Origin of the sequence: Streptomyces sp. NPDC006529 (assembly GCF_040611795.1) — a bacterium.
Lineage (GTDB): Bacteria > Actinomycetota > Actinomycetes > Streptomycetales > Streptomycetaceae > Streptomyces.
Map to the genome: position 1 here is coordinate 207,204 of NZ_JBEXPB010000004.1, position 19,641 is coordinate 226,844.

17 protein-coding genes, 1 tRNA gene and 1 riboswitch are annotated in these 19,641 nt (G+C 74.7%); of the genes, 9 read left to right on the plus strand and 9 right to left on the minus strand.

The window, feature by feature from the left end; translation table 11 throughout:
* Positions 1–49: 49 nt before the first annotated feature.
* Complete coding sequence (locus tag ABZY31_RS05810; RefSeq protein WP_356405197.1) at positions 50–856, minus strand: tyrosine-protein phosphatase; 807 nt, start codon at positions 854–856, stop codon at positions 50–52.
* A 276-nt stretch (positions 857–1,132) separates the two neighbouring features.
* A riboswitch (cyclic di-AMP (ydaO/yuaA leader) is annotated at positions 1,133–1,354 on the plus strand.
* A 4-nt stretch (positions 1,355–1,358) separates the two neighbouring features.
* Here ABZY31_RS05810 and ABZY31_RS05815 point away from each other — a divergent pair.
* The 8 genes from ABZY31_RS05815 (at position 1,359) to ABZY31_RS05850 (ending at position 8,947) form a co-directional block, all read left to right on the plus strand.
* Positions 1,359–2,375 carry a LysM peptidoglycan-binding domain-containing M23 family metallopeptidase gene (locus ABZY31_RS05815; protein ID WP_356405199.1) on the plus strand — a complete coding sequence of 339 codons (1,017 nt, stop codon included), beginning with the start codon at positions 1,359–1,361 and terminating at the stop codon, positions 2,373–2,375.
* Between the two features lie 167 nt (positions 2,376–2,542).
* On the plus strand, positions 2,543–3,352 hold the full coding sequence (locus tag ABZY31_RS05820; protein WP_356405305.1) for an SGNH/GDSL hydrolase family protein: 810 nt from the start codon (positions 2,543–2,545) through the stop codon (positions 3,350–3,352).
* Between the two features lie 115 nt (positions 3,353–3,467).
* Entirely contained in the window at positions 3,468–4,703 is a 1,236-nt protein-coding gene (locus ABZY31_RS05825; RefSeq protein WP_356405201.1) for an MBL fold metallo-hydrolase, read from the plus strand.
* Between the two features lie 329 nt (positions 4,704–5,032).
* Positions 5,033–6,883 (plus strand): ATP-binding protein, encoded by a 1,851-nt coding sequence (locus ABZY31_RS05830; RefSeq protein WP_356405203.1) that lies wholly within the window; start codon positions 5,033–5,035, stop codon positions 6,881–6,883.
* A gap of 46 nt (positions 6,884–6,929) precedes the next feature.
* Positions 6,930–7,361 carry a roadblock/LC7 domain-containing protein gene (locus tag ABZY31_RS05835; RefSeq protein WP_356405205.1) on the plus strand — a complete coding sequence of 144 codons (432 nt, stop codon included), beginning with the start codon at positions 6,930–6,932 and terminating at the stop codon, positions 7,359–7,361.
* Positions 7,358–7,801 carry a DUF742 domain-containing protein gene (locus tag ABZY31_RS05840; RefSeq protein ID WP_356405206.1) on the plus strand — a complete coding sequence of 148 codons (444 nt, stop codon included), beginning with the start codon at positions 7,358–7,360 and terminating at the stop codon, positions 7,799–7,801. Before ABZY31_RS05835 ends, ABZY31_RS05840 begins: the two co-directional genes overlap by 4 nt.
* Positions 7,779–8,399 (plus strand): ATP/GTP-binding protein, encoded by a 621-nt coding sequence (locus tag ABZY31_RS05845; RefSeq protein WP_356405208.1) that lies wholly within the window; start codon positions 7,779–7,781, stop codon positions 8,397–8,399. The genes ABZY31_RS05840 and ABZY31_RS05845 overlap by 23 nt, the downstream gene beginning before the upstream one ends.
* On the plus strand, positions 8,396–8,947 hold the full coding sequence (locus ABZY31_RS05850) for a GAF domain-containing protein (RefSeq protein ID WP_356405210.1): 552 nt from the start codon (positions 8,396–8,398) through the stop codon (positions 8,945–8,947). Before ABZY31_RS05845 ends, ABZY31_RS05850 begins: the two co-directional genes overlap by 4 nt.
* Before the next feature lie 55 nt (positions 8,948–9,002).
* On the opposite strand, the gene ABZY31_RS05855 is transcribed toward ABZY31_RS05850, so the two are convergent.
* Both ABZY31_RS05855 and ABZY31_RS05860 read right to left on the minus strand, forming a co-directional pair.
* Positions 9,003–9,959: a transketolase gene (locus tag ABZY31_RS05855; RefSeq protein WP_356405212.1), complete on the minus strand. Its 957-nt coding sequence runs from the start codon at positions 9,957–9,959 to the stop codon at positions 9,003–9,005.
* A 7-nt stretch (positions 9,960–9,966) separates the two neighbouring features.
* Positions 9,967–10,668 carry a transketolase gene (locus tag ABZY31_RS05860; protein WP_356405214.1) on the minus strand — a complete coding sequence of 234 codons (702 nt, stop codon included), beginning with the start codon at positions 10,666–10,668 and terminating at the stop codon, positions 9,967–9,969.
* Between the two features lie 169 nt (positions 10,669–10,837).
* Here ABZY31_RS05860 and ABZY31_RS05865 point away from each other — a divergent pair.
* Positions 10,838–10,911: transfer RNA gene (locus ABZY31_RS05865), tRNA-Pro, on the plus strand.
* Positions 10,912–10,991: 80 nt separating this feature from the next.
* Here ABZY31_RS05865 and ABZY31_RS05870 read toward each other — a convergent pair.
* The 6 genes from ABZY31_RS05870 to ABZY31_RS05895 form a co-directional block, all read right to left on the minus strand.
* Positions 10,992–11,264, minus strand: a complete 273-nt coding sequence (locus tag ABZY31_RS05870; RefSeq protein WP_356405215.1) for a hypothetical protein — start codon at positions 11,262–11,264, stop codon at positions 10,992–10,994.
* A 361-nt stretch (positions 11,265–11,625) separates the two neighbouring features.
* Positions 11,626–12,984, minus strand: a complete 1,359-nt coding sequence (locus tag ABZY31_RS05875; RefSeq protein WP_356405217.1) for an endonuclease/exonuclease/phosphatase family protein — start codon at positions 12,982–12,984, stop codon at positions 11,626–11,628.
* A 124-nt stretch (positions 12,985–13,108) separates the two neighbouring features.
* Positions 13,109–15,304, minus strand: a complete 2,196-nt coding sequence (locus ABZY31_RS05880; protein WP_356405219.1) for a glycoside hydrolase family 9 protein — start codon at positions 15,302–15,304, stop codon at positions 13,109–13,111.
* 300 nt (positions 15,305–15,604) lie between these two features.
* Positions 15,605–16,792: a CopD family protein gene (locus tag ABZY31_RS05885; protein WP_356405221.1), complete on the minus strand. Its 1,188-nt coding sequence runs from the start codon at positions 16,790–16,792 to the stop codon at positions 15,605–15,607.
* A gap of 143 nt (positions 16,793–16,935) precedes the next feature.
* Positions 16,936–18,792, minus strand: coding sequence for a serine/threonine-protein kinase (locus ABZY31_RS05890; protein ID WP_356405223.1), 1,857 nt, complete (start codon positions 18,790–18,792; stop codon positions 16,936–16,938).
* 205 nt (positions 18,793–18,997) lie between these two features.
* Positions 18,998–19,477, minus strand: coding sequence for a peroxiredoxin (locus ABZY31_RS05895; RefSeq protein ID WP_356405225.1), 480 nt, complete (start codon positions 19,475–19,477; stop codon positions 18,998–19,000).
* Between the last annotated feature and the right edge of the window lie 164 nt (positions 19,478–19,641).

Sequence of the window (19,641 nt, forward strand, 5' to 3'; positions counted from 1 at the left end):
CCCGCGGGGCGGCCCGCCGGTCGGCCGCCCGGCGGGCCGCCCGGCGCCGTCACTCCAGGAGGCGGTCGCGCAGCTCGTCGAGGGTCTCGGGCGCGAGCCCGAGGCCCTCGGCGAGGTAGCGGTCGGTGCTGCCCCAGATCTCCTCCAGGGTCTCGAAGGCCGCGTGCAGGTACTCGGCGCGCGCGTCGAAGAGCGGGGCGAGCAGCTCCATCACCTCGGGGGAGCGGGCCTCGGGGGTCCCGCCGCTGCGGCGCACCTTGTAGCGGCGGTGCGGAGCGTTCGACTCCAGGTAGTCCGCCACGATCGCCTCGCGCTCCACGCCGAGCGCGAGCAGCGTGACGGCGATCGAGAGACCGGCCCGGTCCTTGCCGGCCGCGCAGTGCATCAGGACCGGCACCTCGTTCCGGGCGAGCGCCTGCACGACCCGGCGGTGCTCGGCGGTGCGGGTCGTCACGATCTCCCTGTAGGAGGCGGCCATCCGCCGGGCGGCCTTGCCGTCGCCGAGGGCCTCCCGCAGCTGGCCGAGATCGCCGTCGCGGACCATCCGCCAGAACTCCGTGCCGTCCGCCGGGTCGGAGAGCGGGAGGTTGACGTTGCGCACGCCCGGCAGCTCGACGTCCGGGCCCTCCAGGGCGTGGTCGGCGGCGTTGCGGAAGTCGAAGACGGTGTGGAGACCCAGCGACGCGAGGAATTCCGTGTCGGTTTCGGTGGCATGCGCCAGATGTCCGCTTCGATAGACCTGTCCCGATCTGACCCTCCGTCCGTCGGTGGCCGGGAGGCCGCCCACGTCACGGAAGTTGCGCACTCCGGTCAGTTCCGGCTCCGTGGACGGGGCCTGGGGTATCTGCTGGGTCACGAAGACTCCTCCGTATCGTCGCGGCATGTCCGAATTGCGCTGGTTGAACGCAACTTGCCATAAGGGACCGGGAGATCGGGCCCGTCCCCGTGAGCAGGATCATACGGTGACCGTGAGTGTGTGATCGCTAAAGCCGAATTGCCTTGTGCGCAAGGGTGTTGCCGCAGCGGATTCCACGGAGGGTGACCGGAATTCCGGCGGTCCCTCACCCGCGCCATTACCCAAGGGAATTCGCGGCTTGTTCCACGGGACCGGAGCCAATACCTTCACCTCCACCCGGATGGACCGCCTAATCCTGCCACCGTCCGGCACCGCACCCGACGATCCACGCGCCCGGCAGGAGCGGGGGAACCAGGTAAGCCGCCGTTTCCGAAACCGATCTTCTCGATGTTCTCGAATGGATCTCCTCCGGACGGCTCGGGGTGAAGCCGTAGACCTACGGCCGGACATCTCCAGTCCGAACCCGACAGCTCACCTCGCAGGCGACGGAGAGGAATTCACCATGCCCGCAAAGGGAAAGCACCGCCGTCCGAAGTCCGCCGCGTTGACCCGCGGTCTCGTCGTCGCGGGCACCGGAAGCGCGGCGCTCGCGCTGCCGCTGCTGGGCGCCGCCGGCGCGCAGGCCGCCCCGCAGGCCACGGCTCCCGCCACCGCCGCGCTGCCGGCCCAGGCCCTCCCGGCCCAGGCTCCGGCGGCGCTCCGGGCCGCGGCCGCCGCGCCCGCGGCCTCCTCGGTGTACACCGTGGTGTCCGGCGACTGCCTCTCGGAGATCGCCGCGGAGCGGCACCTGAGCGGTGGCTGGCAGCGCCTCTACGCGGACAACCGCGAGGCCGTCGGCTCCGACCCCTCGCTGATCCACCCGGGGCTGAAGCTCGCGCTCGGCGGACCGGGCGAACAGGCTCCGGCGCCCGCCGCGCAAAGCGCCGAGGAACCCGCGCCGGTGGCGGACGCGGACGCGGACGCGGACGCGGACGCGGACGCGGGCCAGGACGAGGGCGCCGCCGCCGCGGAGGCCCCGGCCGCCCCGGCCGACGAGGGTGCGTCGCAGAAGGGGACGAGTGCTCGGGGCGGCACCTCCGCCGGCACGGGCTCGGGCAGCGGTACCGCCTCGGCCTCCGGCTTCGTCGCCCCGGTCTCCGCCTCCATCACCACCCAGTACCGGGCGAGCGGCAGCATGTGGTCCAGCGGTTACCACACCGGCGTCGACTTCGCCGTGGGCACCGGCACCACCGTCCGCGCGGTCGGCGCGGGCACCGTGGTCTCCGCCGGCTGGGGCGGCGCGTACGGCAACGAGGTCGTCATCCGGCACGCGGACGGCCGCTACTCGCAGTACGGCCACCTGTCCCAGCTCTCGGTCTCGGTCGGCCAGAGCGTGACCGCGGGCCAGAGCATCGGCCTCTCCGGTTCAACCGGCAACGTCACCGGCCCGCACCTGCACTTCGAGATCCGCACCGGGTCCGGCTACGGCACGGACATCGACCCGCTGGGCTACCTGCGCTCGAAGGGCGTGAACGTCTGACGCCACCGCCGCGTCGGTGTCCCCGCCTCCCTTGAAAGACCTGACGGACTCCTCACTTATTCCTTACCCGCCGGGTGGTAAAGATCACGGTCCGTCAAGGGGTGGCTACGGTCGCGTAGGTCACCGCCCGGGGTGGAGTATGAGCTCTCGTGGCAGCGACGACAGCGATGACGACGAAGACGACGGCACGGACGACGGAAATCAAGACGGCACTGCCGGGCATCGGCTCGTACGCGGCGATCGGGGACAGTTTCACCGAGGGTGTGGGCGACCCGGGGCCGGGGGGCCTGTGCGTGGGCTGGGCCGACCGGCTCGCCGTGCTCCTCGCGGACCAGCGCGAGGAGCACGACTTCCGGTACGCCAACCTCGCTGTGCGGGGGAAGCTCCTGGACCAGATCGTGGCCGACCAGGTGCCGCGGGCCAAGGAACTGGCGCCCGACCTGGTCAGCTTCTGCGCCGGGGGCAATGACATCATCCGGCCGGGGAGCGACCCCGACGACGTGGCGGAGCGGTTCGAGGCGGCCCTCGCCGACCTCGTCGGGTCAGTCGGCATGGTGATGATCACCACCGGTTTCGACACCCGCGGGGTGCCGGTGCTCAGGCACATCCGGGGCAAGGTGGCGACGTACTCGGCGCACGTCCGGTCCATCGCCGACCGGTACGGATGCCCGGTGCTCGATCTCTGGTCGCTGAAGTCCGTGCAGGACAGGCGGGCTTGGGACCACGACCGGCTCCACCTCTCGCCCGAGGGGCACACCCGGGTCGCGCTGCGCGCCGCGCAGGTGCTCGGCCTGGAGGTGCCCGCGGACCCGGACCAGCCGTGGCCCCCGCAGCAGCCGCGCGGCTCGGCCGAGGTGACCCGCGACAACATCCAGTGGGCACGGGAGCACCTCGTGCCGTGGATCGGCAGGCGATTGCGCGGGGAGTCCTCGGGGGACCGCATGGGGGCCAAGCGCCCGGACCTGCTGCCGCTGTAGGGGCCGGCCGTCGCGGGCGGGGCGGGGAGGCGCGCGGAATCCTTCGGGGGCAGTGTGCGTTGGGAGGGTGGTAGAACGTACGACCAGCCCTGCCCACTTCCCCTCTGGAGGCGCCTTGACCGGCTCCGACCCCGGCTCCCGTTCCTTGCGTCCACGGCTTCGCGCCCTGCGGCCCGAAGCCTTCGGCGCGGATCCGTCCGGCGCGCGGCTGGAGCGGATCCTGCGCTCGCCGAACTTCGCCGACGGCGTCTTTCAGAACCCGGTCGGTGCCCGGACCAGGCCTTCCGGCTCGATGGTGGAGTTCGCCAAGATCTATTTCCACAAGGAGCAGCGGGTCCGGCGCAACCCGGGCGCGCCCGTCCCGGTGCACCCGACGACCCTGGCCGATCTGGCGAAGCCGCCGGTCAGCGGCCTGCGGCTGACCTGGATGGGGCACTCCAGCGTGCTCGCGGAGATCGACGGACGCCGGGTGCTCTTCGATCCGGTGTGGGGAGAGCGGTGCTCTCCCTTCCCGTTCGCCGGACCCCGCCGACTGCACCCCGTACCGGTGCCGCTGGCCGCGCTGGGGCCGGTCGACGTCGTGGTGATCTCGCACGACCACTACGACCACCTCGACCTGCCGACGATCAAGGCTCTGGCCGCCACGGACACGGTCTTCGCGGTCCCGCTCGGCGTCGGCGCGCACCTGGAGCACTGGGGCGTGTCGGCCGACCGGCTGCGCGAGCTGGACTGGAACGAGACCACCAAGGTCGCCGGACTCTCGCTGACCGCGACCCCGGCCCGGCACTTCTGCGGGCGCGGCCTGCGCAACCAGCAGTACACCCTGTGGGCGTCGTGGGTCGTCGCGGGCGACGAGCACCGGATCTTCCACAGCGGTGACACGGGCTACTTCCCCGGCTTCAAGGAGATCGGCGCCGCGCACGGCCCCTTCGACGCGACGATGATCCAGATCGGCGCGTACTCGGAGTACTGGCCGGACATCCACATGACCCCGGAGGAGGGCATGACCGCCCACCTCGACCTCCAGGGCGGCGCCCCGCACGGCACGATGCTGCCGATCCACTGGGGCACCTTCAACCTGGCCCCGCACCCGTGGGAGGAGCCGGGCGAAGGGACCCTGTCGGCCGCCGGACGGGTGGGCGCGGCCATCGCGCTGCCGGTGCCGGGCCGCCCCTTCGAGCCGGGAGCGGCGGACGCCCCGGCCGAGCCGTGGTGGCGCCCGTTCGTGGCGGCCCCCGTCCCCGGCGCCGCGACCGGGCCGGGCTCCGCCGCCCGGCCCGCCGCCCCCTCCCGCCCCGTGTCGGCGTCGGCGGCGGACCCGCGCGAGGAGCCGGAGGCCGTCGGCAGCTGACGCCGGTCCGGCCGGTGCGCCTGGTGTGCCCGGTCGGCGGGGTGCGGGCCCGTGCGGTGAGCGCGGGTCCATACGTTCAGCGTGGGCCCGTCCGTGGAGTGCGGGCCCGTACGAGGGGCTCACGGCGGTGGTGGGGGCGGGGGGACGGCGCCCGCGAGGGGATTCGGGCGGCCGTGCGAGCGCTCCTTCCGGAGCGGGACGCACCCCGGTGAAGTTCCCGGCCTGGCCGCCTGTGGGGTGAGGACGCGGTCTAGCGTGGGTATTCGGTGATCAACACCGGGTCCCGGTACCCCGGGGGCCCGGGCCCCCGTACCGTACCGAGGACGCCGATGTCCGGACTCCGCGCCGCCCGCCCCCGCCACTCCCCGTCGCGACACGCCGTCACCGGTCCGGGCCGGCAGATACGGCCCCAGCTGATCCGCGCGGCCGTCCTGCCCACCCTCGCCGCCGGGCTCAGCGGCGCCGCCGCGGTCATCTTCACCCTCCAGCTCGGCGGCGGCGCGGGCGCGCGGGACCCGCGGCTGTGGCCGGCGCTCGGCGGCTGCGCCCTGCTCGTCGTCGGCGCGCTCGCCGCCGCCCTGCTCGGGGCCCAGCGCGCGGGCAAGGCCGTACGGGACCGCTGCGAGGCGCTGCGCCGCTCCAGCGCGCGCGGCCGCCGGGAGCTCGCCGTGGTGGCCGACCGGCTGGAACGCGGCGAGACCCCGCCCCGTCCGCCGCGCGCCGCCGGCGCTGCGGCGGCCGTCCCCGCCGACGGCCCCGGCCAGGAACGCCTGGACGAATTCTGGCTGCTGTCCCAGGAGTTGCGCGGAGCCCGGGAACAGGCGCACGCGACGCTCGTACGGCTGGCCGGGCCCGCCGCTCCCTGCGACAGCGACCGGAAGGTCGAGGTGTTCGTGAACGTCGCGCGCCGCCTCCAGTCGCTGGTCCACCGGGAGATCTCGCTGCTCGACGACCTGGAGGACACGGTCGAGGACCCCGACCTGCTCAGGGACCTCTTCCAGGTCGACCACCTCGCGACCAGGATCCGGCGCCACGCGGAGAACCTCGTGGTACTCGGCGGCGCCGCCTCGCGGCGGCAGTGGACCCGCCCCGTCGACCTCAGCGAGGTACTGCGCTCCGCGGTGGCGGAGGTCGAGCAGTACACCCGGGTGAAGGTGGTGCCGCCGGCAGGCGGGACGGTGCGCGGGCACGCCGTGGCCGACGTGGTGCACCTGCTGGCCGAACTGGTCGAAAACGCCACGGTGTTCTCCGCCCCGGACACCGACGTCGTGCTGCGCGCCGAGCGGGTCACGGCGGGCATCGCGGTCGAGGTCGAGGACCGCGGCCCCGGCCTGCCGCCCGAGGAGCAGCACCGCATGAACGCGCTGTTCGGCGACCGCGACCGGGCCGACGCCCGGCGGCTGCTGGCCGACGGGCGGATCGGGCTGTTCGTGGTCTCGGCGCTGGCCCGCAGGCACGGCATCGCCGTCGAACTGAAGTCGAACATCTACGGCGGGGTGCTGGCCGTCCTGGTGCTGCCGCCGGAGCTGCTGGGCGCCGGGGCGCCGGGCGCGGCCGATGCGGCGGGGGGCACGCGGACCACCTCGTGGGGGACCGGCGCGGCGCTCCCCGTACCGCCGCTGGAGCCCGTACGGAGGGTGGTGGCGCACCCGCCGTGGAGTCCGGTACCGGCTCCGGCACCGGTACCGGAGCCGACCGCCCCGACGCGGACCCCCGGGCCGGCGGTCACCGCCACGATGTGGACGGCCGTCCCGGAACCGGGGCCGCAGGCGGGTCCGGTGGGCGCTGCGCCCGAGGCGGTGGAGCCGGTGATGCCGGAGCGGGAGCCGGAGCCGCTGCCCCGGCCGGTGGTGATCGCCGCGACCGCGCCCCCGGTCACGGCGGCGCCCCCGGCCGCGATGCAGCCCCCGGTCACGGCGGCGCCCCCGGCCGCGGACGGCCGTACCGGTACCGCCGCCGTGGTGCCCGCAGCGCGGAGCGGCGGCGGCGGGGCGGCCGGCCGGCCGTCGCTGCCGCGGCGCCGGGCCCAGGAACACCTGGCGCCCCAGCTGCGCGACGCGCCTGCGCCGCGCCGCGCGGACGACCACGGTCCCGGGGGCGAGGCCCCCGTGCACGACCCGGGTCTGATGGCCGCCTTCCAGCGGGGCTTCGGCCTCGCCCAGTCCGAGAGCCCGTCATGACGACGCCGCGCACCCCATCCGCGTACCGCAGCGAGGAGACCTTCCGATGACAGCCGAAGCGGCGACCAGGATCACCCCCCACGCGGATCTGGACTGGCTGCTGAGCGGCCTGGTGCGCCGCGTGCCCTACACCCGCAGTGCCGTGCTGCTCACCGCGGACGGCCTCGTCACCTGCGTGCACGGCCTCGACGCCGACGCGGCCGACCACTTGGCGGCCCTCGCGTCCGGGCTCCACTCGCTCGGCCGCAGCGCCGGGTCGCGGTTCGCGGACGGCGCGGAGGTCCGGCAGGTGGTCGTGGAGCTGGACTCGGCGCTGCTGTTCGTCTCGGCGGCCGGCGCGGGCACCTGTCTGGCCGTCCTCGCCGACCGGGAGGCGGACGCCGGAGTGCTCGGCTACGAGATGGCGATGCTGGTCAAGAGCGTACGGCCGTACCTGGCCGCGCCGCCGCGCCGCCCGGCCACCGCCCCGGAGCGATGAGGCGGCATGCCACGGGGGCACGCGCGAGCGGTCAGCACCCGGCCGGAACCGGCCGGGACGCGCCCTGGCTCGACGCCACCGCGGGCCGGGTGATGCGCCCGTACACCGCGAGCGGCGGCCGGACCCGTGCGGCGATGGCACTGGACCTGCTGTCCCTCGTGAGCGCGACCGGCACCCGGCCGTGCGCGCCGCTCGGCCCCGACCACGGCCTTGCGCTGCGGCTCTGCGCCGGTGCGGGAGCCGTCACGGTCGCCGAGGTGGCCGGCCGGCTGCGGCTGCCCGCCGTGGTCGCGAAGGTGCTGCTGTCCGACCTGATGGAGTGCGGGGCCGTCACGGCCCGCTCGCCGCGCTTCCCGGGCACCCCCGGGGACCCCGGGAGCGCGGCCGATGACGTGTCCCTGCTGCGGGCGGTGCTCGATGGCCTGCGCCGCAGGCTCTGAGGCGGGGGCCGGGGGCGGCCTGCCCGGCGGCCCCCCGGCGGCACTGAAGATCCTGGTCGCGGGCGGCTTCGGAGCGGGCAAGACCACCTTCGTGGGCGCGGTCAGCGAGATCGAGCCGCTGAGCACGGAGGAGCTGCTGAGCGGTGCGGGCGAGAGCACCGACCCGCTCGACGGCGTCGAGGCGAAGACGACCACGACGGTCGCGCTGGACTTCGGCCGGATCACCCTGGACGCCGAGCGGGTCCTGTACCTCTTCGGCACGCCCGGTCAGCAGCGCTTCTGGTTCCTCTGGGAGGAGCTGTGCGCGGGCGCGCTCGGAGCGGTGGTGCTCGCCGACACCCGGCGGCTCGCCGACTGCTTCGACGCCGTCGACTTCTTCGAGCGGCGCGGGATCGGCTTCGTCGTCGCCGTCAACGAGTTCGACGGCGGCCACCGCTACACCACCGACGAGGTCCGCGAGGCGGTGGACCTCGCGCCGGACGTGCCCGTCGTGCGGTGCGACGCGCGGCTCACCCGATCCGGCACGGCGACGCTGGCCGTCCTCGTCCACCACCTGCTGTCCACGGCCACGTCTTCTGAGTCGGGGGAACCGCCATGACCTCTTACGAATCCACCGGGCACCTGCTGCTCACCCCGGAGGACCGCGAGGCGCCCGCGCGCGTGACGCGGTTGCGCGAACTGGGTTTGGGGGAGCGGGTGGACGCCGAACTCGACGCTTTCGCCCGGCGGATCGCGGTCACGCTGGGCGCGCCGTACGCGGGGGTCAACTTCGTCGGCGAGGAACGGCAGTTCTTCGCCGGGCTGCACCGCGGCGGCGAGGCACCGGCGAGCGGCTATCCGGCGCGGGTGCTCGCCCGCGACCGGGGGTACTGCCCGCACGTGGTGGTCCGGCGCCGGGCCCTGGTCCTGGAGGACGTACGGGACTTCGCGCGGTTCGCCGGGAACGCGGTGGTCGACGAGAGCGGGGTCCGCGCGTACGTCGGCGCGCCGCTGACCGACCGGCGCGGGGTGGTGCTCGGCACGGTGTGTGCGGTGGACGTCGTACCGCACCGGTGGGGCACGGAGGGCCTGGACGCGGTCAAGGCCCTGGCGGCGGAGCTGGTGTCCGTCTTCCACGCGCGGGAGGACGGGACGCGGGCGGGCTGACGGACCCGCGCCCCGGGGGACCGGAAGGTGACGGATGGGTGATGGGAGGGATGGGCTATGCGGCCGGCTCCTCGGTGGTCCGCTGCGCTACTCGGTCGGCCGGCCGGAGAAAGGCGGTGATGCGCTCGCGCAGAGCGCGCGGGTCCAGGCCGTGGGCGGCGGTGTGTTCGTCGACCGTGCCGAACCTCCGTAGCTCCGCCCTGCCCACACCCAGCCCCAGGATCCGGTGCGGGACCTCGATCAGCGCCCCCGCGGCCGCGCCCGACGAGGTCCCGGCGAGGTAGGGCTCGACCAGGACCACGTCAGCCGGTCCGGAGCCGACGGCCGCGCGCAGGGCCGCGGCGTCGAAGGGCCGCACGGTGGTCGCGTACAGCACGCCCACGTCCAGTCCCTCGGTGGCCGCCAGGACGTTGTCCAGCAGCGGGCCCACGGCGATCACCACGCCGGCGCGCCCCTCGCGCACGGTCAGGAAGCGGGCGCCGTCGACCGGCCGCGGGGAGGCGTTGGACTGTTCCGAGAGCCGGACGTACACCGTGTCGTCCCCGGCGTCGTAGGCGTGGCGCAGCAGCGCCTCGGCCTCGTCGGGGTGTCCGGGGACGTGGACGGTCCAGCCGTCCAGGGTGTCGAGCAGCGCCACGTCGCCCGGCGCCATGTGGGTGAACCCGCCCGCGGGCCAGTCGTACGAGGCGCTCGCGCTGACCAGCACCGCGCCCGTGCCCTGGTGCCCGAGGTCCAGCTTGACCTGCTCGAACGGCCGCTCGACGAGGAAGCTCGCGAAGGTGTGCAGCACCGGCCGCAGCCCGGTCAGCGCCAGCCCGCCGCCGACGCCCACGAGCAGCTGCTCCCGGATCCCGACGTTGATCACCCGGTCCGGGTGCCGCTCCCGGGCGGGGGCGAACCCGCTCATGGTGATCTCGGCGAGGGCCAGCGCGAGGCGCGGGTCCTCGTCGAGCCGCCGGGTGGTGAAGGAGACGAAGCGCTCCCGCATGGAGGCGTTGGCCACGGTGTCCATGGATCTTTCAGCCCTTCGTCTCGACGCGGGCGACCACGGCGTGCGGCCGCCCGGGGTGGGGTGCGGTGAAGGCGGCGTACAGCGCCTCGTGGTCGCGTCCGTCGACGGTGACGGCCGACCACCCGGCCGCCTCGAACCGGGACGCGATGCCGCCCGGCCAGCCGTGGGTGGCGGAGTCGTTGTCGATCACCACGGTGTGCAGCCGCTCCAGGGCGGCCGGTCCGGCGTAGGCGAGGGCCTCGTGGTTGCTGCCCTCGTCCAGCTCGGCGTCGCCGATCAGCACCCAGACCGCCGGCTCGTGCAGCCCCTGGGCCCGCAGCCCGAGCGCGCTTCCGACGGCAAGGGGCAGCCCGTGCCCGAGGGAGCCGCTGCTGATCTCCACGCCCGGCAGGAGGGTGCGGTCCGGGTGGTGGCCGAGCGGGGACGCGTACCCGCCGAAACCGGGGAGCAGGCCGACGGGGAAGAACCCCTTGGCGGCGAGCACGGCGTAGTACGCCATCGGCCCGTGCCCCTTGGACAGCAGGAACCGGTCCCGCCCCGGGTCCGCGGCGCGCGCCGGGTCGACGCGGAGCACCCGGTCGTAGAGCACCCACAGCACGTCCAGCGTCGACGTGGCGGCGGGCCCGTGCTTCTCGTCCCCGGTCATGAGCCCCATGAGCCGGTCCAGATCCTGGAAGCGGAACGCCGTGTCCGCAGTCGTTTGTGTCATACACCGATCGTGCGACCTCAACCGCGCTTGAGGTCAACCCGCCGTGCCGCACCCCCGGCACGATCCGGCCACGCCGGGCCCCCAAAAGGTGCGCGCGACCACCACCCGAAGTGCGGTATCGTTCTCGTGCACGAGCGATCGCGGCGAAACGCCGCAGGTCAGCGCGTAGCGGGACGTGGCGCAGCTTGGTAGCGCACTTGACTGGGGGTCAAGGGGTCGCAGGTTCAAATCCTGTCGTCCCGACTGTGCGGAAACGCAGGTCGGAGGCCGTTCTCTCATCCATGGGAGGGCGGCCTTTTCCATGTCCGGGGTCCGGGTGGTCGTCAGTGGGTGTGGCCGGTGACGTCGAGGCGCTGGCCATCGGTGTAGGGCTCGGCGTGCGGGATCGGCGGGACGGTGAACAGGCCCGCGCGGGCCCAGTCCGCGGTGAGCGCGAGGACCTGCGGCCGCCGCTGTCCGGTGGCGCCGGAGAGCCGGCGGATGATGCCCGGGTGGTCGGTGTGTCCGGGGGTGAGCACGATGGCGTCCAGGCCTTGTCCCCGCCGCTTCAGCCAGGCCATCGGCGCGGGCCACTGGCCGGGCATGCTGCCGTCCATGACGGTCAGGGCGCCGCCCTGAACGCCTTTCCTCAGTGACTGTCCCGCCGTCCGCGCGCGGGAAGCCCTTGCCGGGGCCCGCCGGTTCGACGAATTCCGCGACCGGTTGCCGATGAGCGAGAACACGCCCGCCCGACGGCTGGCGGAGCTGACTGCCGCAGGCGTCCTCACCCGCACGCAGTACAGCCTCAAGCCCACCCGCTTCGAGGGCGGCCGGATCGGCGGCCCGGGGCGGGCTGATTCCTTCGTGTCCGCGCCGCCGTTGACGGTGACCGCCGTGACCGTGCATCCGCCCCCCGCTGCGGACGCCTGTCACCTGGTACACCCCGCAGTGCCCCCCGTCGGGCGTGTCAGGGGCGGGTCAGCGGCGGGTCTCGATCACGCCGGCCTTGTCGATCCCGTCGCCGGAGCGGCCGTGGAAGCCGGTGATCTGCCAGCCGGGGGGAGCGGTGTGGGTGACGCAGTCGGGGGTCGGGGTGCCGCCGGCCAGGGTGCGGCCGAGGTTCGTGGTGAACGCGGCGTGGAAGATCCGGGTGTGCCCGTCCCGCTGGGCACGGCACAGGTGCGCGGTGGTCAGGTACTCGCCCGTGCCCAGCGTGAGCGTGGACGCGGCGCCGCCGGTGCCGCCGTGGGTGAGGGCCGTGCCGTCGTCCAGGGTGATGCCCATGCTGTCGATCCGGGCGCCGGAGCGCAGGGTGAGGGTGGTGGCGCGGGCGCCCGCCGGGACGCGGTCGATGTCGGTGAAGGGGGCGCCGTGCGGGCCGCCGAACGGGTCGCTCAGCCGGTAGGCCGGGTTGCGGGACCAGGAGAAGCCCACCGCGACGGGGTCGTGGTCGGAGAGCATGAGGCCGCCGGCGTTGAGGAACGCGGCGTGCTCGTTGTGGTAGGCGGTGGCGTGCAGGGAGAGGAGGCTGCTGCCGCGGTAGAGGACCTTGTCCACGAGCTCGCAGGTGTCGGGGACGGTCGGCTGGGACTGGTCGCACAGCAGGGGGTCGCTGCCCTGGGCGGGTGGCGTGCCGCCGCGGACCAGCTCGGTCCACGCGTCGGTGAGGCCGCCCGCCGCGGCGAACGCGGCGATCGTGTCGCCGCTTCGGGTGTAGCGGGTGTTGGTGTCGCCCATGACGACGACCGCGTTGCCCGCCGAGTGGGCCGCGATGTAGGCGGTGAGCTGCTTCAGGTTGTCGGCGCGCGAGGTCAGGTCGCCCGGGCTGGTGCCCGCGTTGGTGTGGAGGCCGTAGAAGTCGACGTACACGCCCTCGGCGAGGCGCCGGCGGTCGAAGGTGAAGCCCTTGGGGGTCAGGCAGTCGCCGGAGTCGTACTGGCAGGAGTTCCAGCGGACCCGCTCGAAGTCGTCCTCGTCGGACGGCAGTTTCGACAGGGTGTTGAGCCCGCTGCCGATGCCCGCTCCGCCGCTGGTCGGGGTGCGGTGGGGGTGGGCGGTGTCGGCGGCGTACAGCAGGGCGTGGTAGTTGAAGTCCTCCTGCACGTGCACGACGTCGTACGGGGCGATGCGCCGGCCGATCTCCGTCGTGCTCGGTTCGCGCGGGGTGGGGGCGCTGGAGATGCTCTCGGGGAGCCCGGCCACGTTGTAGGTCAGCACGCGGAAGCTGCCCGAGTCGGCGGTGGCCGCGGTCGGCGCGGCCGCCGCGGGTGGCGCCGTCGCGGTGAGCCCGGCCAGAGCGGCTGCCGCCGCCGCCAGGCAGGCGAGGAGTCTGCGCATGGGTGTCTCCTGGTCGCTGGGGTGGTGCCGGGTGCTGTCGGGGCGTTGTCGGGGTGTCGCCGAGGGGGAAGCGGCCGCGGCCGGGTCCGGGCGGGGGATCCGCCCGGACCCGGCCGGCCGTGGGTCAGGCGCAGGCGCCTCCGTTGAGCGCGAAGGCCGTGGGGGAGGAGTTGGTCCCGCTGTACGTCCCCTGCACTCCGAAGCTCGCGCTCGCGCCGGGGGCGATCACCCGGTTCCAGTCGGCGTTGCGGGCGCCGACGGCGGTGCCGTTCTGGGTGACGGCCGCGTTCCAGGCGCTCGTGACGCGCTGGCCGCCCGCGTAGGCCCAGGTCAGTTGCCATCCGTCCACGGCCGTCGGACCGGTGTTGCGGACGGTGACGGTCGCCGTGAAGCCGGTGCTCCAGACGTTGTCCACCCGGTACGTCACCGCGCAGGCGGCGGCGGGCGGTTCACCGGTGGAGGCCCGCTCGGCGGCGTAGGCGGCGAGCCAGGCCAGCGGGGCGTTCCAGTTGACCGCCACCTCGTTGGTGGAGTACGAGCCGATGTCGTCGATGTAGCAGGCGGCCGGCGCGCAGCCCGTCAACTTGGCCTGCGCCACCGGGTCCTGGAGCGCGCTGTCGGGGCCGCCCGCGAGCGATCCGGCCGGCGGGTGGGGCAGCGAGGAGTCCAACTGGTGTGCCCAGAAGCGGTGGTGCTGGTTCTGAGAGGACAACTCGCCGTAGCCGCTGACGTAGGACTGGCCGAGGGCGTTGCGGCCGAGCAGGTAGTCCATGGCCTCCAGCGCGCCGGTGCGGTAGCGGCCGTCACCCGTCAGCTCCCCGGCCACGGCCATGACGACCGCGTCATCGGCGACTTCGCCGTTGGACCCCCAGAAGTACCCGTCCGCGGGGACGGGCACCGCGTAGCCCTGGGCGGCCATCCTGGACAGGTAGCCGTCCGCCGCCGTGGTCACCGAGGCACGGACCCGGGCCACGTCGGCGGCGGGCAGGCCGTTGGGCACGGTGGCCAGGGTGAGCCGGCCGAGTGCGGCGGTGTCCGCCCAGCCGAAGCCGTAGGGGGTGAAGGCGGTGGCCGAGGTGTGCCAGGCCGAGGAGGTGACGGCGTCCCGGTAGGCGCTCTCACCGGTCGTCGCGTACAGCTCGGCGGCCGCCCAGTAGAACTCGTCGGTGACCTGCGCGTCCCCGTAGGCCCCGCCGCCCGTGCCGTCCGAATCCGGCGCGATCACGGCCGGGTTGGCCTGCGCCCCCGCCCAGGCGCGGCGGGCCGCGGCGAGGCAGCGGTCGGCGTACGCGGCGTCGTACGGGCGGAAGACCCGGGCGCACTGCGCGGCCGCCGCCGCGAGGTTGAGCGTCGCCGCCGTGGACGGGCGGTGCAGTTCGCGGGGCTGGACGTCCTGGTCGGGGCGCAGCGGCATGCCGGTCCAGGCCGCGTCGTGGACCTTGTGGAAGGCCATGCCCGCGTACGGCTTGCCCTCGGGCACCTGCATGCGCATCAGGAAGTCGAGTTCCCACCGCGCCTCGTCCAGGACGTCCGGCGTCGCGTTGCCGCGCTCCGGGACGCGCAGGGTCCCGTCACCGAGCGCCGCGTCCTTGCCCGCGCGCTTGGCGCGCTCGAAGGAGTTGACGACCAGCCAGGTCGAAATGCCGCCGTTCACCACGTACTTGCCGTGGTCGCCCGCGTCGTACCAGCCGCCCCTGACGTCCCGGGTGTAGTCGCACACGCCGGCCTGGCAGGGGACGGAGACGTCTCCCTTGTTGGGCGCGACGCCGAGGTGCGCGGCCGGGCGCGCGTACGCGGGTCCCACCAGGGAGGCGTCGATGGAGACGCCGCTGCGCTGGTGGTAGAAGAAGGCCATCGAGTCGGCGCGCAGCGCGTCGTAGAGGTCCGCGCGGATGTCGAACGGCACGCTGTCGGCGCCGTCGACCGTCAGGACGTACCCCGAGCCCGTGCCCTGGTACGAGGAGAAGTCCGCCACCTGGACCGACTGCCCGGAGGGCGCGTCCGCGCCGCGCGGGGCGGTCGCTCCGGAGGCGACCACCGCCCCGGCGGCGCTGCGCAGTTGCCAGGTGAGCGCCTGCGTCGCCGGGGTGGCGACGGTGGCGCGCTTGGGTCCGGTCGGCAGGTACCCGACCTGGTTGACGCGTACGGCCGTGCCCGCCGCCGCGACGGATGTGCGCGGGGAAGCGGCCACGGCTCGCGTGCTCGTGGACGTGTCGGCCGCCGCCGGGGCGCTCAGGGCCCCGCCGAGGAGGAGGGCGCCCGCCAGCAGGGCGGCGGGCAGGCGTGCGGGGCGGCGTAACGGCGTGGTTGCTCCCGGCATGAGCGGCTCCTGTGTCGTGGGGGACGGTCCCGTGCGCCGGCGGCTCTCCGGCGGGACCACGCACACCGCGGACCTGCGAAGGCTCCTGGGAGCGCTCCCATGGGAAGCGGTCAGGTGGCGCGATGTGCAGGCCCGGGGGGTGTGGCCGGTATCGTGGGCCGCCCTGCCCGGGCTGTCAAGTGCGCGCACAGGAACGGTGGTTGTGGAGCGGTTCGGCGGCCTGGGGCGGGCGCCCGGCTTGTGACGGGCCGTCAGGGGTCGCTGGTGATGACTTAGCCGAGGCTCACCTTGGTTTTGGGGTCAGGTGGACGCGGGGGTTGTCGCCGTAGGGCCGGTGGGCGTGCGGCGGGCCAGGGCGTCGGACGTGCGCACGGTGATGTAGAAGGAGGCCCCCAGGGTGAGGACGAGGGCCGCGCCCACCGCGAAGACGCTGCCGTCGGAGACGGCGGGCGGGCTGCCGGCCTCGGAGCGGGCGGAGCCGCTGAGGAAGGGGACCACGGCCAGCACGGCGATGCCGAGGGCGACTTCACCCCAGACGACCTTCGGGAAGTGCCGCAGGGTCAGGTGGAGGAGCGAGGACGTGTCGTCCTGCGCGCGGGCCCGGGCGATGCGGGGCATCAGCCAGAACTGGTTGACGCCGCCCGCCGCCATCATGGCCATCACCAGCAGGATCTTGATCAGGACGAAGAGCCCGTAGGTCGTCGTCCACAGCTGGCTGACGGCGCCGACGTGCTTCCAGGTCAGCCAGAGGCCCGAGGTGAGGACGGCGCCCACGCAGACGAGGGCGACGAGGGAGTAGCGGCGCCAGATGTCCGCCCACAGCAGGCCCGCGCCGTCACCGAGCCGGCCGCGGGAGGTGGTGAGGGCGGCGAGGAAGGCCAGGCCGCCGATCCAGACCACACCGCTGGTGATGTGGACCTGGTCGAAGACGAGGTCCAGCACCTTCTGCGCGTCCTTGGGTGCGGTCGCCGGTATCGCCGCGATGAGCGTCACCGCGAGGCTCAGGGGCAGCGCGGTCAGGGCGAGGGCGTTCAGGTGGCGGCGTGCGCGCGGGAGGAACAGGGCGATCAGGGTGGCGGCGGCGAGGACGAGCACGGCGTTCTGGACGACGTAGAGCGTGCCCTGGGCCACCCAGGCGCCCTTGGCGGCGGGGGCGGTGAGGAAGTCCGCGATGCGGGCGGGGGCGAGGGCGTCGCCGAACGGCATGCCCTTCCCCGCGCGGGCGACGCGCCCGGCGAGCTGGAAGTAGCCCGCGACGAGCAGGACGACTCCGGCCCAGGCGAGGTACCCCGCCGTTCTTCGGCCGAGGACCTCGGTGTCGCCGCCGCGGCCCGTCGACGCGCGGAGCGCGGGGCGTACGGAGGTCGCGTAGGTGACGGTGGTGCCGATCGCCCCGGTGAGGCCGATGAAGTAGCCGGCCTTGGTGAGGACGCGCCAGAGGGGAGGCGTGGTGTAGCCGGCCGAGGCGGCCAGGTGGAGGAGCTGCATGGAAGGGAAGGCTAGCCTAAGTTGTATGGGCCTCCTGAGGGCAAAGTGGACATGGTTGAATCTTTACCTACCTGCTTGCGCCGCCGTCCAGCACCTCTGCGTCGGCGGGGCGGGGCGGGACCGTGCCGGCGGCCTCCCGCGCGCTACTGGTACGCGGCCCTGACCGGGACGGCTTCCGTCGTGGGGCTTTCGGCCTTGCGGTAGTCGGCGGTCCAGAGGGGGCGGGAGCGGTCCGGGTCGCCGTAGACGGTGCCGCCGCCGTCGCAGAAGTAGTTGAGGCGGCGGCCGGCCAGGACCGAGGTGGCGCCGGAGGCGAAGCCGCAGGTTTCGCCGTTGGCCAGTTCGAGGATCAGGCTGTTCGGGTCCGGGTCGCCGGAGGTGCGGAAGGCGTCGGCCGGGAGGGGTTCCGTCAGCGTCATGCGGAGCATGCGCCGCGCGGTGCCGTCCAGGCACAGGACGACGTCCGAGGGGCCCTCGCCCGGGGCGAAGCAGGGGTCGAGGATGGTGTGGTCGCTCTTGCAGCGCCAGGCGTCGGAGCGCTGGGTCTTACTGGAGACCGTCCAGCAGGAGCCGGTGGTAGTGCCCGTGAGGGTGATGCCCTCGGCCGGTTCGCCGCCGGACACGGACCAGGGCGCGATCGTGTGGACGGTGGTCCGGGTGAGCGCCGGGTCCGTGGCGGGTCCGGTGGTGGCGGTTCGGGTCGGTGCGGTGGTCGCGGACAGGGGAGCGCCCGGGCTGCGGGGCGGCGCGGAAGGCGCCTGGGCGGCGCGGGGCGCCGTACCGCGCCGGGCGTCGGGGGACCCTGACGACGCGGCCGCCTGCCCGGTGTCCCGGCCGTCCCCTCCCGGCGGGAGCACGCTCAGGCCCAGCCCGACCACCCCGCCCAGGGCGGCGGCCGCCGCGACGAACAGGCCGCGCCGCAGCCACAGCCCGCGCCGGGTGGGCCCGGGAGCGCTCGCGTCCGCGTGGGTGGGAAGCGGGGCGGTGCCCCAGGCGGGGTCCTCGACCGAGGGCATGTCCCACCGCGCGGCGACCAGGGCGTCGTCGACGGGTACGCCGTCCCCGGCGGCGGCGGTCGTGGCGGCGGGCGGCCCCGCCGGCAGCACCTCCGTGTCCGCCCCGCCCAGCAGCCGGGCGGTGACGACCGCGAGGGCCCCGGACAGCGGCCGCTCACCGGGTTCCTTGGCGAGGCAGGCGCTCAGGACGCCGTGCAGTTCCCCGGGCACGCCCTCCAGGTCGGGCTCCTCGCGCAGCACGCGGTACGCCACCGCGTCCGGCGCCCCCGTCCCGAAGACGGGCCTGCCGGTGGCGGCCGAGGCGACGAGCGCGCCCCAGGCGAAGACGTCACCGCGGCCGTCCGCCGCGCCGTCGCGGTACTGCTCGGGGCTGATCCAGCCGGGCGTGCCGGTCATGACGCCGGTACGGGTCACCGCGGTGCCGTCCGCGACGTGCGCGATGCCGAAGTCCAGCACCCGGGGGCCCGCCGGGGACAGGATCACATTGGCCGGCTTGAGGTCCCGGTGGACCACCCCCGCCGCGTGGACGGCGGCCAGCGCGGCCGCCGTACCGGCCGCCAGGAGGTGCAGCCGGGCGCCGGTCAGGGGGCCGTGCGCGGCGACGTACTGGTGCAGCGTGGGGCCCGGTACGTACGTCGTGACCAGCCAGGGCGCGGCGGCGTCCGGGTCCGCGTCGAGGAAGGGGACCAGGCACGGCCCCGTGACCCGCCGCAGCACCCCCACCTCGCGGTGGAAGCGGGCCCTGAACTGCGGATCGGCGGCGAGGTGCGGATGCACCGTCTTGAGCGCGACCCTGCGCCCGTCGGCGTCGACGGCCGCGTAGACGATCCCCATGCCGCCCGCGCCGAGCCGCCCCACGAGGCGGTACGAGGCGATCACCGGCGGGTCACCGGGCAGCAGCGGACCCATCACGGCGGCCGCGGCGGGTGGGCCGGGCCGCGCGGGACCGGGCGGATCAGCGGGCACGGCGGGTACAGCGGGCACGGCGGATCCATCCCCCACGGTCGGTGACCATCACGCAGGAGCACGCTGCCGCCCGGCCGCGGCCCTCATCCGCCGGATCGGACGGCTCCACACGGGAGTTGTGCGGCACCACCGGCCGCGACACCGCCCCCGAGGCCCCGGGAGAGCCCCTCGCCCCGCCCCCGGCCAGACTCCCGTCCCCGTCCCCGCCTCCGCCCCAGGCCCGCTACGCGAACGCGGCCAGCTGCCGGGCGAGCGTCGAGACGCTCTGGAACGTCGCGCCCAGCAGGGCGACGTGCTTCCAGTGCAGGGTGCCGTCCGGCGCGACGAGGAAGACCGACCGGCGCAGGCCGATCCCCGGGGCGCTCACCCCGAAGGCGCGCGCGACCTCGCGTCCGGTGTCCGCGAGCAGCGGCATCCGCAGGCCGTGCCGCCGGGCGAAGTCCTCGTGGCTGTCGACGTCCTGCGGGCTGATCCCCCATACGGTGGCGCCGAGTTCGGTGAACTCCTCGAAGCCGCTGGAGTACGAGCACAGCTGCTTCGTGCACACCGCCGTGTTGTCGCCCGGGTAGAACGCGAGGACCAGCGGCCGGCCGCGCTGCGCGCTCAGCGTGAAGTCCCGGCGCTCGAAGACGTCGCCGACCAGTTCGCCGCCGGGCAGCGTGAAGTCGCCCACCACGGTTCCCACGTCCAGTGCAGTCGCCACAACCGTCTCCTCGGGTTCGTCCCTCCGCGCCGTCGGGCGCGGCGCGGTCCTCGTACGCGCCGCAACGGTACGCGGCCCCGCGCACGCGCCGGCCCGGAGCCCCCGGCCCGGAGCCCCCGGCCCGGAGCCCCGGGGCGGGGCTGCCGCCCCCGCGCGCCGGTGGC

Coding starts and splice junctions, on each gene's coding strand:
- ABZY31_RS05850 (WP_356405210.1), top strand. CDS start 8,396: ATGACCTCTTACGAATCCACCGGGCACCTGCTGCTCACCCCGGAGGAC.
- ABZY31_RS05815 (WP_356405199.1), top strand. CDS start 1,359: ATGCCCGCAAAGGGAAAGCACCGCCGTCCGAAGTCCGCCGCGTTGACC.
- ABZY31_RS05855 (WP_356405212.1), bottom strand. CDS start 9,959: ATGGACACCGTGGCCAACGCCTCCATGCGGGAGCGCTTCGTCTCCTTC.
- ABZY31_RS05830 (WP_356405203.1), top strand. CDS start 5,033: ATGTCCGGACTCCGCGCCGCCCGCCCCCGCCACTCCCCGTCGCGACAC.
- ABZY31_RS05860 (WP_356405214.1), bottom strand. CDS start 10,668: ATGACACAAACGACTGCGGACACGGCGTTCCGCTTCCAGGATCTGGAC.
- ABZY31_RS05885 (WP_356405221.1), bottom strand. CDS start 16,792: ATGCAGCTCCTCCACCTGGCCGCCTCGGCCGGCTACACCACGCCTCCC.
- ABZY31_RS05820 (WP_356405305.1), top strand. CDS start 2,543: ATGACGACGAAGACGACGGCACGGACGACGGAAATCAAGACGGCACTG.
- ABZY31_RS05845 (WP_356405208.1), top strand. CDS start 7,779: ATGGCCTGCGCCGCAGGCTCTGAGGCGGGGGCCGGGGGCGGCCTGCCC.
- ABZY31_RS05875 (WP_356405217.1), bottom strand. CDS start 12,984: ATGCGCAGACTCCTCGCCTGCCTGGCGGCGGCGGCAGCCGCTCTGGCC.
- ABZY31_RS05870 (WP_356405215.1), bottom strand. CDS start 11,264: ATGGACGGCAGCATGCCCGGCCAGTGGCCCGCGCCGATGGCCTGGCTG.
- ABZY31_RS05880 (WP_356405219.1), bottom strand. CDS start 15,304: ATGCCGGGAGCAACCACGCCGTTACGCCGCCCCGCACGCCTGCCCGCC.
- ABZY31_RS05840 (WP_356405206.1), top strand. CDS start 7,358: ATGAGGCGGCATGCCACGGGGGCACGCGCGAGCGGTCAGCACCCGGCC.
- ABZY31_RS05835 (WP_356405205.1), top strand. CDS start 6,930: ATGACAGCCGAAGCGGCGACCAGGATCACCCCCCACGCGGATCTGGAC.